At 68.7% G+C, this 13,651-nt stretch carries 14 protein-coding genes and 1 pseudogene; 9 read left to right on the forward strand and 6 right to left on the reverse strand.

The window, feature by feature from the left end; translation table 11 throughout:
* Positions 1-9 precede the first annotated feature (9 nt).
* Entirely contained in the window at positions 10-279 is a 270-nt protein-coding gene (locus LF262_RS04835) for a sugar nucleotide-binding protein (protein WP_235779310.1), read from the reverse strand.
* Between LF262_RS04835 and LF262_RS04840 the strand changes: the two are divergent.
* Positions 175-1,433 (forward strand): annotated as a pseudogene (locus LF262_RS04840) (sugar transferase). The gene LF262_RS04835 and the pseudogene LF262_RS04840 sit on opposite strands and share 105 nt — an antisense overlap.
* Positions 1,434-1,485: 52 nt before the next feature.
* Here the strand turns inward: LF262_RS04840 and LF262_RS04845 are convergent.
* Entirely contained in the window at positions 1,486-2,562 is a 1,077-nt protein-coding gene (locus LF262_RS04845) for a glycosyltransferase (RefSeq protein WP_235779100.1), read from the reverse strand.
* 211 nt (positions 2,563-2,773) lie between these two features.
* Here LF262_RS04845 and LF262_RS04850 point away from each other — a divergent pair, with 211 nt between their 5' ends.
* Both LF262_RS04850 and LF262_RS04855 read left to right on the forward strand, forming a co-directional pair.
* Positions 2,774-3,142 carry a DUF3467 domain-containing protein gene (locus LF262_RS04850; RefSeq protein ID WP_235779101.1) on the forward strand — a complete coding sequence of 123 codons (369 nt, stop codon included), beginning with the start codon at positions 2,774-2,776 and terminating at the stop codon, positions 3,140-3,142.
* A gap of 44 nt (positions 3,143-3,186) precedes the next feature.
* A complete protein-coding gene (locus tag LF262_RS04855) occupies positions 3,187-3,852 on the forward strand; it encodes an SGNH/GDSL hydrolase family protein (RefSeq protein WP_235779102.1) in 666 nt (221 codons plus the stop codon).
* Between the two features lie 28 nt (positions 3,853-3,880).
* Here the strand turns inward: LF262_RS04855 and LF262_RS04860 are convergent, their stop codons facing one another.
* Positions 3,881-5,404 (reverse strand): bifunctional ADP-dependent NAD(P)H-hydrate dehydratase/NAD(P)H-hydrate epimerase, encoded by a 1,524-nt coding sequence (locus LF262_RS04860; RefSeq protein WP_235779103.1) that lies wholly within the window; start codon positions 5,402-5,404, stop codon positions 3,881-3,883.
* A 183-nt stretch (positions 5,405-5,587) separates the two neighbouring features.
* Between LF262_RS04860 and LF262_RS04865 the strand changes: the two genes are divergently transcribed.
* Positions 5,588-6,058 (forward strand): hypothetical protein, encoded by a 471-nt coding sequence (locus LF262_RS04865; RefSeq protein WP_235779104.1) that lies wholly within the window; start codon positions 5,588-5,590, stop codon positions 6,056-6,058.
* Between the two features lie 54 nt (positions 6,059-6,112).
* On the opposite strand, the gene LF262_RS04870 is transcribed toward LF262_RS04865, so the two are convergent.
* A complete protein-coding gene (locus LF262_RS04870) occupies positions 6,113-6,463 on the reverse strand; it encodes a holo-ACP synthase (protein WP_235779105.1) in 351 nt (116 codons plus the stop codon).
* 45 nt (positions 6,464-6,508) lie between these two features.
* Positions 6,509-7,300 (reverse strand): dioxygenase family protein, encoded by a 792-nt coding sequence (locus tag LF262_RS04875; RefSeq protein WP_235779106.1) that lies wholly within the window; start codon positions 7,298-7,300, stop codon positions 6,509-6,511.
* A gap of 305 nt (positions 7,301-7,605) precedes the next feature.
* On the opposite strand from LF262_RS04875, the gene LF262_RS04880 reads away from it, so the two are divergent.
* From LF262_RS04880 to LF262_RS04895, 4 genes are all read left to right on the forward strand, one after another.
* Complete coding sequence (locus LF262_RS04880; protein WP_235779107.1) at positions 7,606-8,451, forward strand: hypothetical protein; 846 nt, start codon at positions 7,606-7,608, stop codon at positions 8,449-8,451.
* Between the two features lie 180 nt (positions 8,452-8,631).
* A complete protein-coding gene (locus tag LF262_RS04885; RefSeq protein WP_235779108.1) occupies positions 8,632-9,195 on the forward strand; it encodes a mycothiol transferase in 564 nt (187 codons plus the stop codon).
* Positions 9,196-9,263: 68 nt separating this feature from the next.
* Positions 9,264-10,256: a polysaccharide deacetylase family protein gene (locus LF262_RS04890; protein ID WP_235779109.1), complete on the forward strand. Its 993-nt coding sequence runs from the start codon at positions 9,264-9,266 to the stop codon at positions 10,254-10,256.
* A 61-nt stretch (positions 10,257-10,317) separates the two neighbouring features.
* On the forward strand, positions 10,318-10,557 hold the full coding sequence (locus LF262_RS04895) for a hypothetical protein (RefSeq protein ID WP_235779110.1): 240 nt from the start codon (positions 10,318-10,320) through the stop codon (positions 10,555-10,557).
* A gap of 88 nt (positions 10,558-10,645) precedes the next feature.
* Here the strand turns inward: LF262_RS04895 and glmS are convergent, their stop codons facing one another.
* The gene (gene glmS, locus LF262_RS04900; RefSeq protein ID WP_235779111.1) at positions 10,646-12,517 is read right to left on the reverse strand and encodes a glutamine--fructose-6-phosphate transaminase (isomerizing); all 1,872 of its coding nucleotides are present in this window, start codon (positions 12,515-12,517) and stop codon (positions 10,646-10,648) included.
* Positions 12,518-12,589: 72 nt separating this feature from the next.
* Between glmS and coaA the strand changes: the two genes are divergently transcribed.
* The gene (coaA, locus tag LF262_RS04905; RefSeq protein WP_235779112.1) at positions 12,590-13,555 is read left to right on the forward strand and encodes a type I pantothenate kinase; all 966 of its coding nucleotides are present in this window, start codon (positions 12,590-12,592) and stop codon (positions 13,553-13,555) included.
* Positions 13,556-13,651: the final 96 nt, after the last annotated feature.

Consider the following 13,651-nt stretch of genomic DNA (forward strand, 5'->3'; position numbering starts at 1 on the left):
ACCTACTGCTCATTGGCCCATCGGGTAGATGCGGAGCCTGTCCTCCCACCGAGCCGGCGTGAATCCGGTCGCCTCGAGCTTCCGGAGGTCGAGAGTGGAGTGAAGCGGCCGGGGCGCCGAGTGGGGCTTGTCCTTCAAGTATTCGGCGGTGCTGACCCGCTCCACGTCGCCGGGATGGCGCCCGAGGACGGCGAACACCTCGGCCGCGACGTCTGCCCAGCTCGCGGTCTCCCCCGAGTTGCTGAGGTTGTATGTGCCGTAGGGCGCCCGCGTATCGATGAGGTGCCTGTCATTTCCTATGTCTTCCAGCTTGACACCGCGCGCGGCTATGTCGCGATAGCACTTCCTCTCGGAGTCGTATCCTTACTGTTTGGCCGGTGGATCCTCCGGGCGCTCCTCGTTCAGCAGCGAGCGAGTGGGAAGCACTTGGCCCGCGTCCCCCTCGTTGGTTCCGAAGACACGATCATGCACCTTTGTCGGCAGCTAGCCAGTCAGCCTGAAGCGGGCTACCTTCCTGTAGCCGCATTCATCCCAGGGTTCCACGGCTCCGGCATTGGCGTTTATGGGACGGAGTTGCCGGTAGTCGGAAGCGCACAATCCCTCGATGCCCTTCTTGATGCCGTCCTGCTCAGCGGAGCTGACACAGTAGCGATCTCAGGCGGCGCACTCATCGGCCCAGAGACCCTCCGACAACTCGGATGGGAACTCTCGGCGCGAGACATCTCGATGGTCATGGCGCCTGCTCTCACCGACGTCGCCGGTCCGCGGATCCATACGCAGCCCGTCGCGGGCCTTCCCCTGATACACGTGACGACGCCAAAGCTTGATGGCATACGAGGAACCCTGAAGAGAGTATTCGATATTGCTGGGTCGGTGATGATTATCCTCGCATCCTCGCCCCTCTTTCTGTCCGTTGCCTTTGCGGTTTGGATATCGAGCCCTGGCCCGATCGTCTATTCACAGGTGAGAATTGGCCAAGGCGGAAACCCTTTCAAGATGTACAAGTTCCGGTCCATGACTGCGGATGCGGACGCAATGTTGAGCGAACTCCTCAAGGCTCAGGGATCGGAGGACAAGCCCCTCTTCAAGGTCGTGAACGATCCCCGAGTCACCGGAGTTGGTCGCGTACTTCGGCGCTACTCGCTGGACGAGTTACCGCAGCTGTTCAATGTTTTTCTTGGGTCCATGAGTCTGGTGGGACCCCGCCCCCAGCGGGAGGCCGAAGTAGCGCTGTATGAGGATTACGCCCATCGTCGCCTCATCGTCAAACCCGGAATGAGTGGTCTTTGGCAAGTAAGCGGCCGCTCTAATCTGACATCGGAGAGGCCATCCGCCTTGACTTGTACTACGTAGACAACTGGTCTCTTGTCGGCGACTTGATCATTCTTGCCAAGACGTTCAGGGCCGTCTTGGCGAAGGACGGCGCGGCTTGATCTTGGTACTTGTTGCATCGCTGGGCACAGACGTCCTCACCTCAAACGGCGCCTACTGAACCCCCTGCGCGGCCCGTAGCCGATCCTCACCCCCCGGGGCCTCGACTGGCAGCAGCCCGAGCCGGGCGAGCAGTTCTCGGAGGCTTCGTTTGCTGGCATCCGGCGAGTACTGGCGCGCCCACCTCCCGCGCGCCGCGTCGACAGTTTCGCTAGCAGGTAATGCCGTCTCCACCTCTGCCAGGATTTCGGCCAGGTGCTCGGTGTCTCCTGCCCGTGCCACCCAGGGATGCTCTGATCCCACCACGTCAACCAACGGCCCCGTATCGCTCACGATGACCGGAACGCCCGATCCCATCGCAGCTGCCGCGCTCCAGGGGAAGCCGCCGGTGCCAACGGCGGGACAGACAAGCAGATCGATGGAACCGAGGAACTCGTCAGCGGGCATCGCGCCGACGCGCTGGACGATCGGGCCAAGTGCTGCGAAACGCCCCCTGATGATGGCGCGTTCCCGGGCATCGGAGTATCTCGACTTTCCAGCTACCCGGAGCCGATACTGCCCCGGCGCCCAGCGCGCCAAGCTTTTCACGGCGTCCGCGAGCACCGTCACTCCGGAGGCCTCAGAGATCTCGCCCATGAACCCGATCCGGAGCGGTCCCCTTCCACGGGCTGCGTGGACGGGCTCGAGATCGGGGACGGAGGGAGCCACCACGGACGCGCCCGGAAGCCGTGCCGCATCGAACGCGGTCGGAACAATGGTGGCCGTCGCGCCAACAGCGGCCGCTGCCTGAGCTGCCCGCAGGTACCCAGATGGCACGCCCTCGAAGGCGACAACCCTACGGCGGGTCCCAAGCGTCGCCAGAGCCGGCAGGATGCCGTCGCACCAGAGGACGCCCTCGGGATGCTCACGGCGCCAGCGGCGCAGGTCTCGTGAATAGTCTGCGCGCGAGACGGAGTTCGTCACTTGAGTCGGGACGCCTTCCGCCACCGCCCAGTCCACGAGGCCGGACGGGCTCGCCGGCCCGAGCACCTGCACATCCTCACCGAGCGTTACAAGGCCGTCGATCACCGAGGTCAGGAGGCCTTGCCCACCGCCCCGGCCAGTTGCAGCTGCAACGACATGAATGCCCATCGTTCCCAGCCTCCTCGCAGCAGTTGGACTGTCACCATCCAAGTTAGGCGCTCCGGGCCCGAAGGCTGGGTCGGCACGCCGTCCGTCATGCACCTCAGGACCCATGACGGCGATCGGTGCAGCAGCTCGCTGACCCCGTCCGCGGTGTCGGCAGCGCGCCTTCTTGGCAGTGGGTTAGCCACACCCTCCCTGAGGCCGCACACTGGAGAGCATGACTGAGCCAGACCTGCCCAAGGTCTTCCAGATCGACCTTCCACCAGAAAACGTCGAGGGCCGCTTCGCGGACTTCGCGAACCTGTGGCACACGCCCAACGTGTTCGTGCTGGACTTCGTGGCGCTCACCCAGCCGCCACAGACCGGCGAGGGGCCGGAGGGAGAGGCTTCCGAGCTCATCCCCGGCCGCGTGGTGAGCCGCATCCGCATCCCCCCGGAGCAGGTATTCGAGCTCGCCGCCGCCCTCACCCGGCAGCTGGGCATCTGGGAGCAGGAGACCGGCCGCAAGCCGCCCGCCAAGCCCCTGTTCGACTCCGAGGGCCGCCAGATCCGCATCGACGAAGAGGGCGTTGACGGTCCCGAATGAAACCCCGTGCTCCGTGGGCGGCCTCCCTGCTGGCGGCTGTCCTGATGGCTCTCACCGCCTGCTCGGCCCCCGCGACGCACGACGCCGCGCCGGCGCCGAGCGCTGCTGCCGCCCTCTCCGGCGGTGCTGCTCCTGCTACCGCCGCCGCTTCGGATACCTCTCCTTCGGCCCTGACAGTGGTGAGCGTGCTCGGGGACTCCCATTCGGGCTGGCCCGGCTCGTGGTTCCGGGGCTCCGTGGCGAACGGGGCAGTGCCTGGGGTGGCCCCCGGTGTGCTCGCCTCAGAGCCTGGACGGACGTCGATCGAGCTGCTGGCGTGGGTGGGCCAAGCGACAGCTCGACGCGGCGTGGTCCTCGTTCAGGCCGGGACCAATGATCTGCTGATAAGGCGCGCGACCCCGCCGGTGGCCGCGCAGGGTGTCGAGGCGCTCGTGACAGCCGTGTCTGCCCAGCATGTGCGCGCCATCCTCGTGTCGGTCCCTCCCTCGGGCACATTGGGCGCCGCCACCAACCAGCTCAACGCACTCCTGGAGGACTGGTCGCACGGCCACCAGGTGCCGTGGCTGGACGTGACACGCGCCGTTGCCCAGGCAGACGGGACGTGGCAGCTAGGGCTCAGCGACGATGGTGTCCATGCCAACGCCGCGGGCGGGGAGCGCATGGCCAGCGCGGCGCGGGCGCAGCTCCCGGGCTTGCTCGGCCCCGGATGAGAGCCACAAGCGCAATGGCTTCGGGAATCTAGCGCAGGCGTGCCACAGCGGCGCGCACGGCAGGGGCCAGCTCGCCCGCGCCGAAGGGGCCATCGTGGGCAGCGAGCCATCCCGCCTGCTGATGGACCAGCGCAGCGAGCGCAGCCAGCTCAACCGGCCGCGCGCCGTCGTGCGCCCCGTCCCCAGAAGCGGTGGCGAGGAGTGAGCCGAGGATGCCCGTGAGCGTGTCGCCACTGCCAGCGGTCGCGAGGTACGGGTGCCCTCCACTTTGGACGAGGGCGGTGCCGTCCGGCGCTGCCGCAACCGTCGCCGGCCCCTTGAGCAGCACGGTCACCCCGATGCGCCGCGCGGCCTCGCGGGCCCAGCGCAGGGGCTGGGCCTCGATCGCGGCGCGGTCCGGTGCGGCGGACCCTGAAACGAAGTTAGCCAGGAGCGACTCGAGCTCCCCCGCGTGCGGCGTGAGCACAATGTGCTCCCCCGCCACCGTCCCCTCCTCCGCGAGCCGGGACAGGACCTCCCCCAGCCGCGGCTCCGCGGCCAGTCCCCGCGATCCCGGGTCCGCCGCAAGGAACTCCCCCAGCGCCCCAAGGCCCGAGGCATCCACCACAGTGGGGAGCCCCGACCCGAGGGCCACGGCCAGCGCGCGGCGCTGACCGTCGTCATCCGCGATCCCCGGACCCACCGCCCACGCCTGCACCCGGCCCCGCGGCCCCACCGAGCCCACGATCTCCGGATGCGCCGCAAGCACCAGCCGGCGCACGGCGTCCGGTGCCACGAGCCGGACCATCCCCACACCCGTGGCGAGCGCGCCGGCCGTGGCCAGCACGGCGGCCCCTGGGTAGTCCTCGGAGCCCGCCACGAGGCCCAGGACGCCGCGGGAGTACTTGTGCCAGTCGTCGCGCGGCTCGGGCAGCAGGGCGGCCGCGGCGGCTGCGTCGAGCGAGCGCACGTCCGGCTCCGGCAGGTGCGGGCCGAGCCCGATGTCCACCACCTCCACCCTGCCCGCGAGGTGCCGCCCACGCCCCACGAGAAGCCCCGTCTTGAGCGCGCCGAACGTCACCGTCACATCCGCGGCCCACACCGCCGCACCCGCGGCGCCGGTGTCCCCATCGACGCCGGAGGGAAGATCGCACGCGATGACTGTCCCTGCCGGTCGGGGCAGCGGCGGCCGGAACTCGCCGGAGAAGCCGGTGCCGAGCACGGCGTCCACCACCACATCCGCCGGCTCAAGCCCGTCCGTGACGCGCCCGCCCGCCGCGATGAAGGCCGCGAGGCCCTCCGCGTGGGCCGTGCGGCCGGCGAGCACCGCCGTCGTGCGCACCCCGCGGCGCGCGACCTCCGCGAGCGCGAACAGTGCGTCCCCGCCGTTGTTGCCCTTGCCCACGACGGCGGCAACGCGCCTTCCGTAGACGCCGCCGGTGCGCTGGAGGTCCCGGAGAACCGCCAGGGCGAGGCCGTGCGCGGCTCGGGCCATGAGCCCAGGGCCCTCGCCGCGGTCGAGGAGCGGCCTCTCCGCCGCACGGACCTGGGAGCCGGTGTACGCAGAGACCATGTACGCGAGTCTACTGAGCGACCAGGGTCACGGATCCTACAGATCTAGTGAAGTGGTCGCTTGGCCCTATCCAGCCAGACAAATGCCGATAAACTGTTGAAGCTGCCACCTCCCCGGTCACCCGGGCCCTCGGCGGCGCGTTTATTCCGTGGGGCAAAGCTCCTGAACTGCATTGGGGGCAAAGTGAAGTCTCGTTGGGTTCCGGCCGCGCTGGTGACCGTGGCCTTCGTCGCCGTCGCGCTGGTCGCGTCCCACGGGACCATCGATGTGGCCGTGCTCATCTGGGCCGCCGTGGGCGTGTTCGGGGCGGTCTTCGGAATCGCGACCGCCAAGGCCGCGGGGCATGCTGACAAGTCTTCGACGTCCGTGGAGCCACCTGCCAGCCGGGCCGCGGAGGCCCAGGCACCAGAGGCCCAGGCACCCGTTGTTCGCGCCGCCTCGGTAGGCCAGGCCGCCAGTGTTCAGGCACCCGCCACTCATTCGGCCGCTGCACCCGCTACCCATTCGGCCTCTGCACCCGCCACCCATTCGGCCGCCGCAGAGGCCCCGGTACCGCGCATTCCCGAGGCTTCGATGCTTCGGCCTCCCACTCTCGACCGCGCGTCCATCCTCGCGAAGCAGGGGCCCAAGCACTCCGCCGAGCAGCTGGCCTAATCTCCCGACAGTGCCACCGCGCCGCGCCCGCGGCTCGGCGTTGCGCGGAGCGGGTCAGGCCTCGGCGACGACCATCGCCGTGGCGATGCCGCCGTCGTGGCTCATGCTCAGGTGCCAGCTCTTGACGCCGCGTTCCTTGGCCACGGCCAGCACGGTGCCTTTGACCTGGATCTCAGGGCCCGTGGAGCCCAGGCCGATCCAGCAGTCCTGCCAGTTCATGCCGGCCGGCGCACCGAGAACCTTCGCCACGGCCTCCTTCGCCGCGAACCGGGCCGCGAGCGAGCGGACGTGGAGCTCCCGCTCAGCAGGGACGAAGAGCCGTTCGCGGAGGCCTGGGGTGCGCTCCAGCTGCCGTTCGAAGCGGGCAATGTCCACAACGTCCACGCCGATGCCGATGATAGCCATGCCGCTACTCTATCGGGGCCCCGAGGCCCGGCCCCGCGCTGGCCGCTACGTGAGCGTCCACGACCTCTTCGAGAGGCCGAACCAAAAGCCCTCGATCGCGGTCTTCGCTTCGATGCCGCCGGACTCCGATGCAGCGCCGAGGGCCACGTAGAGCGGCGCCCAGTGCTCAGACCGCGGGTGCGCTTCACGCGCTGCCGGCGCCTTGTGGATGAAGTCGAGGATCGAGTCCACGTCCCCGCGGGCCATCGTCTCCTCGGCCCAGTTGTCGAACTCCGAGGATGCGGCCGGCGGGGTGGCGTCCGCGGCCGCGCGCGGGTTGAACCAGTGCAGGTTGTGGGTGGTGAAGCCCGAGCCGATGATGAGGGTACCGCGGTCGCGCAGGGGTGCCAGGCTCCGGCCCAGCTCGAACAGGCCGCGCGGATCGAGCGTGGGCATCGACATCTGCACCACCGGCACATCGGTCTCGGGGAACAGCTCCTTGAGCGGCACGTATGCCCCGTGGTCGAGGCCTCGGGTCTCGTCACGCTCCACGTGGTGCCCGTGCTGGGAGGTCAGCTTGGCGACCTCGTTCGCGAGTTCCGGGGCGAGTGGCGCGTCATAGCGCACCTGGTAGTACTTCTGGGGGAAGCCCCAGAAGTCGTAGACCAGCTCCTGAGGGCGCTCGGTGGCGCTCAGCGTCACAGGCGCGTTCTCCCAGTGGGCGGAGATCATGAGGATGTCCTTCGGCTTGGCGAAGGTGCCCGACCACTCGTGGAGTTCACGGGTCCACGTGGTGTCGTCGGCAAGAGGGGGTGCGCCATGGCTGAGGAACAGGACTGGGGGCTGGGCTGCGGTCATGAATCAAGGATACGCCCAAGATAGTTGATCCTTCAAGTAAATGCGCTGGCCGATGCTGGTCCGCCGTGGCACCTCGGGCTTGGCTGCGGGGCCACCCACCGTCCGTTCCTGCTCACTTGGGCCCGAGATATAAGCTCCCGCGCGGCGCGCCGTGCGCGACCCGCCGCTCTCGCAACGTCTCAGCGAGCACGACGGCACGCATCCGAGCCAGCGATTCCCCCTCCACAGGATCAATACACGGCCCGTACTCCACATAGCGGATCCCCGCCCTGCAAGACGGTGGCAGGGCCCGTTGGCATGGACTCATGGACCCTCTCGAGTACCTCAGATCCCTCGGCGGAGTAGCACGGACAGCCACACTCCTCCGAGCGGGGATCACCAAACGCCAGGTGGCCTCCCTTGCCGAGTTCGGAAGCAAGCCCGTCCGCGGCGTGATCGCACTGCCGGACAGCAATCCCGACTTCCACTTCGCTCTGGTCCACAACGGCCTGCTCACCTGTGGTTCGGCCGCCCAGTGGCACGGCCTGTGGATCAGGGACAGGCCCGTGCGAAGGCACCTGGCCGTCGTCCATGCAAGGATCACCGGCTTCACCGCACACCGGACCATCAGGCTCCCGGGGCACGAAACGCTGCCCGTTGCCTCAGTCGAGGACACGGTCCTCCACGCCCTCGGGTGCCTCCCGGTCCACGAGGCCGTGAGTGTCGCCGAATCAGCCGTCAGAGCTGGGCGTGTCGATCGGGGCATGCTCGAACGCATGCTCACGTCGAGCCGGAACACCCGGGCACGCCGCGCGCTCTCACTAGTCACCGGTACAGCTGATTCGCAACCGGAGGTCGAGGCGCGGCTCCTCTTCGCGTCCCGTGGCTGGCGCGTGGAGTCCCAGGTCATCGTGGCGAATGTGGGCCGAGTCGATTTCATCATCGAGGGCATCATCATCGTCGAGATCGATGGCCACGCGTTCCACGGCGCTCGTGACGCATTCGTCGAGGATCGTCGGCGGATGAATGAGGCCCTGCTCCTGGGCTACGTCACCCTGAGGTACCCGCCGGAGGTGGTGTGGCGGGACCCGGAACGAATACTGCGCGACGTCGAGGATCTCCTGCTCAATTGGCGGATGGGACGCAGGCACCTCTGGGTCGCGGGCCGATGACCCCGGCTGGGGCGTCCGCTCGCGCTCACAATGGGACCCCATGCGCGGCGCGTCGGCCTAGACACGCCGTGCCACGCCCGTCCCGAGCGGCCCAAGCGAGCAGGAACGGACACTCGCCCCGGCATCCACCCGCGCCCCGCCCGTCTCCCGCGTCCGAGGGCCCAGGCATAGGGTGGCCCCATGAGCCAAGACCAGAACTGGGCCGTGGACATCCTCCTGGAGGGCTTCGAGCGCGTGCGCGAAGCGGTCGAGCAGGTGCTGCTCGGCCTCTCCCCCGACCAACTCGTCCAGCGCCCGGGCCCGCACGCCAACCACATCGCGTGGATCGTCTGGCACCTCACCCGGGTCGAGGACGATCATTTCGCGGCGCTGGCCCATGTCCTCGAGGGCAACGACGCACCGGCGGAACGGACCCGCGAGGTCCCGCCGGGCCAGCTGTGGCCCGAGTGGCGTGAGCGCTTCGGCCTCCCGTACAGCGAGTGGGCCACCGGCTACGGGCAGTCCAGCGAGGAGGTCGGGGCCTTCCCCGCCACGGATCCGGACCTCCTGCGCGGCTACCACGACGCCGTCTACATGCGCGCCAACGAGGTGATCCGCCGCCTCAACGAGGGCGATCTGGGCCGGGTAGTCGATCGCCGCTGGTCCCCACCTGTCACCGCGGCAGTAAGGCTGGTGAGCATCCTCAACGACACCACCCAGCACGTAGGCCAGGCCGCCTACGTCCGCGGACTCATCCGCGCCTGACCCGGACCAAAGGCCCTCGTCCCCCAGCCTCCCCGCGCGTACCGTCATGAGTGAGGAAGGGGCTCGTCGTGGCGGCACTGGCAAGGCGGCAGATCGCGATCGTCGTCGGAGTGTTACTCGCCGTAGCCCTGGTAGGCGGGGGCGTCGCCATCGCACTCCTGAGCTCCTCGGGAGGCCCGACGGCGGTCCCGTCGCCGACCGCTTCGCCCTCACCGTCTGCGAGCTCGTCCTCACCGACGGCCAGCCCGAGCCCGCCTCCGACAGGCGCTGGCCAATCGTCCCTACAGGGGCCGGAGCAGCCTTCCAGCGAGCTGCCGTCCAACGCTCAGCCGTCCAACCCTCAGCCGTCCAGCGATGCGCCAGCCCCGGCCCCTCAGCCCACTCAGCCCGGCGCGCCCGCGCCCCAGCAGCCGGCACCCGGTCTCCCCAGTGGGCTCCGCGGCCTGGACATTGAGCGGATCGCGACCAGCCAGAAGCTCGTGGCCCTCACCTTCGACGCCGGGGCGAACGACGCTGGCCTCGCCTCGATCCTGTCCACGCTCGCGGCCAACCGCGTGCCGGCGACGTTCTTCCTCACGGGCACATGGGCGCAGGCCAATCCCGCCAAAGTCTCTCAGATCGTCGCGGCCGGGCACCGGATCGGCAACCACTCCATGACCCACGCGGACATGACCACCCAGAGCGATGCGCAGATCGGTGCGGAGCTTTCGAACGCACAGGCCGCCATCCAAGCCGGCGGCGCCGATCCCCGGCCGCTCTTCCGCTTCCCGTCCGGCGCACGAACCGCCCGCACCATCGCTGCCGTCAATGCCAACGGCTACGCGGCCATCCGCTGGACCGTCGATTCCCTGGGCTGGCAGGGCACCATGGACGGCACGCGCGGCCCCGGGTTTGTCACGCAGAGGGTCCTGGCGGCGCTGCGGCCCGGGGAGATCGTCCTCATGCATGTTGGCTCGAACCCCAACGACGGCTCGACCCTCGATGCCGCCGCCCTGCCGGACATCATCGCCCAGATGCGGTCAGCGGGCTACGGCTTCACGACGCTGGACATCCTGCTGTAATCCGCGCCATTCGGGCGGTTCCGCGGGACAATGGAGAGTACACAACCGAGAGGTGGCCACCATGCGATGGTCCAGCATCTTCAAGTCCGCCGGGACCCCGCGCCTGCGTCATTCTGGCGCACCCTCCCACGGCGTGGGCAGCAATCCCGGCATGCCGCACCTCGCCGCAGCCCAAATCCCGGGTCCCGGCGTGGGCCGGATGCTCGCGGGCGAGACCGGCACCCTTCCCGATGATGCCGCGGACCCCGTCGAGAAGCAGGGCCACGTCTCCCACCGCCGCTCGCGCAGGAGAAACGGCTAGCAGCCGAAGCACGACGGCGGCCGGTCACCTTCCGTGCGGAAGGTGACCGGCCGCCGTCGGACGTCACCTGCGAAGCTGGCTGGAAGGGCTACTCGACAGTGACCGACTTGGCGAGGTTTCGCGGCTGATCGACGTCGTAGCCCTTGGCCGAGGCGAGCTCGGCGGCGAAGATCTGCAGGGGCACGGTGGTGAGCAGTGGCATGAGCAGCACGGGGGTCTCGGGGACGTAGAAGACGTGCTCGGCGTACTCGCGCACTGCCTCGTCGCCCTCTTCCGCAACCACGAAGGTGCGGGCGCCGCGAGCGCGGACCTCCTGGATGTTGGAGACCACCTTGGCGTGCAGCGACTCGCGCCCCCGCGGGGACGGGACCACCACGAACACCGGCTGCCCTTGGTCGATCAGGGCGATCGGGCCGTGCTTGAGCTCGCCGGCTGCGAAGCCCTCGGCGTGGATGTACGCGATCTCCTTGAGCTTGAGCGCGCCCTCGAGTGCCACCGGGTAGCCCACGTGACGTCCCAGGAACAGCACGGAGCTCTCGTCCTTCATGCTGCGGGCGAGTTCGCGCAGCGGCCCGGCGTTGTCCAGGACGGTCTGGATCTTCTCGGGAATCTTGTTCAGGTCCGCGAGGACGTCCTTGATCTGGCCGGAGAAGATGTTCCCTCGCAGCTGCGCGAGGTACAGGCCGAGCAGGTAGGCGGCCGTGATCTGGGCCAGGAATGCCTTCGTCGACGCGACGGCGATCTCCGGGCCGGCGTGCGTGTAGAGCACGGCGTCGGACTCGCGCGGGATCGTGGACCCGTTCGTGTTGCAGATCGAGACCGTCTTGGCCCCCTGCTCGCGGGCGTAGCGGACGGCCATGAGCGTGTCCATCGTCTCGCCGGACTGGCTGATGGAGACCACGAGCGTGTTGGAGTCCACGATCGGGTCCCGGTAGCGGAACTCGTGCGCGAGCTCGACCTCGGTGGGGATCCGGCACCAGTTCTCGATCGCGTACTTGGCCACGAGCCCCGCGTAGGCGGCCGTGCCGCACGCGAGCACGATGATCTTGTTGACCTTCTTCAGCTCCGCCGGGTCGATGCGCAGCTCGTCAAGGATGAGCCGGCCCGATTCGTCGGAACGGCCCAGGAGGGTGTCGTGGACGGCGGCGGGCTGGTCGTGGATCTCCTTCTCCATGAAGGAGTTGAAGCCGCCCTTCTCCGCGGAGGCCGCGTCCCAGGAGACCTCGAACTCCTTGCCCTGGGCGGGGGCGCCGAAGAAGTCGGTGACCACGAAGCTGTCCGGGGTGATCGTCACGATCTGGTCCTGGCCCAGCTCCACCGCGCGGCGGGTGTAATCGATGAACCCCGAGACGTCGGAGCCGAGGAAGTTCTCGCCCTCGCCGAGGCCGACGACGAGCGGCGAGTTCCGCCGCGCCGCCACCACCGTACCGGGCTGCTCGGCGTGCACCGCCAGGAGTGTGAAGGCGCCCTCCAGCTGCTGGCAGGCCAGCTGCATGGCCTTGGTGATGTCGCCGCCGGCCTCACCGCGGTACAGGTCGCCGATCAGGGCGGCGGCCACCTCGGTGTCCGTCTCGGACAGGAAAGCCACTCCCTTGGCCGCGAGCTCGCTCTTGAGCGTCGCGTAGTTCTCGATGATGCCGTTGTGGATCACGGCGAGCCGGCCGTCGTCGGCAAGGTGCGGGTGCGCGTTGACGTCAGTGGGGCCGCCGTGCGTGGCCCAGCGGGTGTGGCCGATCCCCGTGACGCTCTCCGGCAACGGGTGCTCCGCGAGCTCATTTTCAAGGTTCTTCAGCTTGCCGGCCTTCTTGCGCGACTCCATGGCCCCGTCAGACACCACGGCGACGCCGGCCGAATCGTACCCACGGTACTCGAGGCGGCGCAGGCCCTCGATCACCACATCAAGGGCGCCATACTCCCCGCTGCGCTTGCTGCTACCGACATACCCGACGATTCCACACATGCGCTCCATCCTACCGGCGCCCGCGCGGCCGGCGTATTTCGCGTTAGCTGCGCCACTTGGCAGAATGCACAGGTGACATTGCAGAGAAGCGAGTCCGGCGGCGACGGCGCCACGCCCTTTGTGGAACTCGACCGCTCCACATGGGCCCGGCTCGCGGACCGCATGGAGCAGCCACTGAACCAGGAGGACATCGAGCGCATCCGAGGTCTGGGCGATCCCCTCGATCTGGGCGAGGTCCGCGACGTCTACCTGCCGCTCTCCCGCCTGCTCTCTCTCTATGTGGAGGCCTCGGGCGAGCTCCACAACGCCACGCAGACGTTCCTCGGAGAGTCGACGCAGCGCACCCCGTTCGTGATCGGCGTGGCCGGGTCGGTGGCGGTGGGCAAGTCCACCATTGCCCGTGTGCTTCGGGAGATGCTGCGGCGCTGGCCCTCCACCCCGAACGTCGAGCTCATCACCACGGACGGTTTCCTGTACCCTCTCGCGGAGCTGACCCGGCGCGGAATCCTGGAGCGCAAAGGCTTCCCCGAGTCGTACGACCGGCGGGCCCTGCTGCGGTTCGTCGCCGAGATCAAGTCCGGGGCCGAGGAGGTCCGGGCGCCGTGGTACTCGCACCTGACCTATGACATCGTGCCCGGAAAAGAGGTGGTGGTCCGCCGGCCGGACGTGCTCATCGTGGAAGGCCTCAACGTTCTGGCCCCAGCCCGCGCCCGGTACGACGGGACCGCAGGCCTGGCGCTCTCGGACTTCTTCGACTTCTCCCTCTATGTGGACGCCAAGACCAGCTACATCGAGCAGTGGTACGTGGAGCGGTTCCTGAAGCTCCGCTCGGGCGCGTTCGCCCAGCCTGAGAGCTACTTCCACCGCTACGCCTCACTCTCCGACGAGGAGGCCGCGACCACAGCGCGCAGCATCTGGAAGCGGATCAATGAGCCGAACCTCATCCAGAACGTCCTGCCCACCCGCGGCCGCGCCCAGCTGGTGCTGACCAAGGATCAGGACCATTCGATCAGCCGTATGCTCCTGAGGAAGGTCTGAGGCAACGCCCGGCCCGGGCTGATCCGGCGGGGACCTCCGCTGGGCGCCGCCAGCCCACGACACAGGGAAAAAGTAACCCTTCGTTCATGGTGCGGT

This window comes from Sinomonas notoginsengisoli (assembly GCF_021554725.1).
Classification (GTDB): Bacteria; Actinomycetota; Actinomycetes; order Actinomycetales; family Micrococcaceae; genus Sinomonas; species Sinomonas notoginsengisoli.

Bases quoted from the DNA above. Each gene is read 5' to 3' on its own strand.
- LF262_RS04845 (WP_235779100.1), bottom strand. From the start codon at position 2,562: ATGGGCATTCATGTCGTTGCAGCTGCAACTGGCCGGGGCGGTGGGCAA.
- LF262_RS04850 (WP_235779101.1), top strand. From the start codon at position 2,774: ATGACTGAGCCAGACCTGCCCAAGGTCTTCCAGATCGACCTTCCACCA.
- LF262_RS04855 (WP_235779102.1), top strand. From the start codon at position 3,187: ATGGCTCTCACCGCCTGCTCGGCCCCCGCGACGCACGACGCCGCGCCG.
- LF262_RS04860 (WP_235779103.1), bottom strand. From the start codon at position 5,404: ATGGTCTCTGCGTACACCGGCTCCCAGGTCCGTGCGGCGGAGAGGCCG.
- LF262_RS04870 (WP_235779105.1), bottom strand. From the start codon at position 6,463: ATGGCTATCATCGGCATCGGCGTGGACGTTGTGGACATTGCCCGCTTC.
- LF262_RS04875 (WP_235779106.1), bottom strand. From the start codon at position 7,300: ATGACCGCAGCCCAGCCCCCAGTCCTGTTCCTCAGCCATGGCGCACCC.
- LF262_RS04880 (WP_235779107.1), top strand. From the start codon at position 7,606: ATGGACCCTCTCGAGTACCTCAGATCCCTCGGCGGAGTAGCACGGACA.
- LF262_RS04885 (WP_235779108.1), top strand. From the start codon at position 8,632: ATGAGCCAAGACCAGAACTGGGCCGTGGACATCCTCCTGGAGGGCTTC.
- LF262_RS04895 (WP_235779110.1), top strand. From the start codon at position 10,318: ATGCGATGGTCCAGCATCTTCAAGTCCGCCGGGACCCCGCGCCTGCGT.
- glmS (WP_235779111.1), bottom strand. From the start codon at position 12,517: ATGTGTGGAATCGTCGGGTATGTCGGTAGCAGCAAGCGCAGCGGGGAG.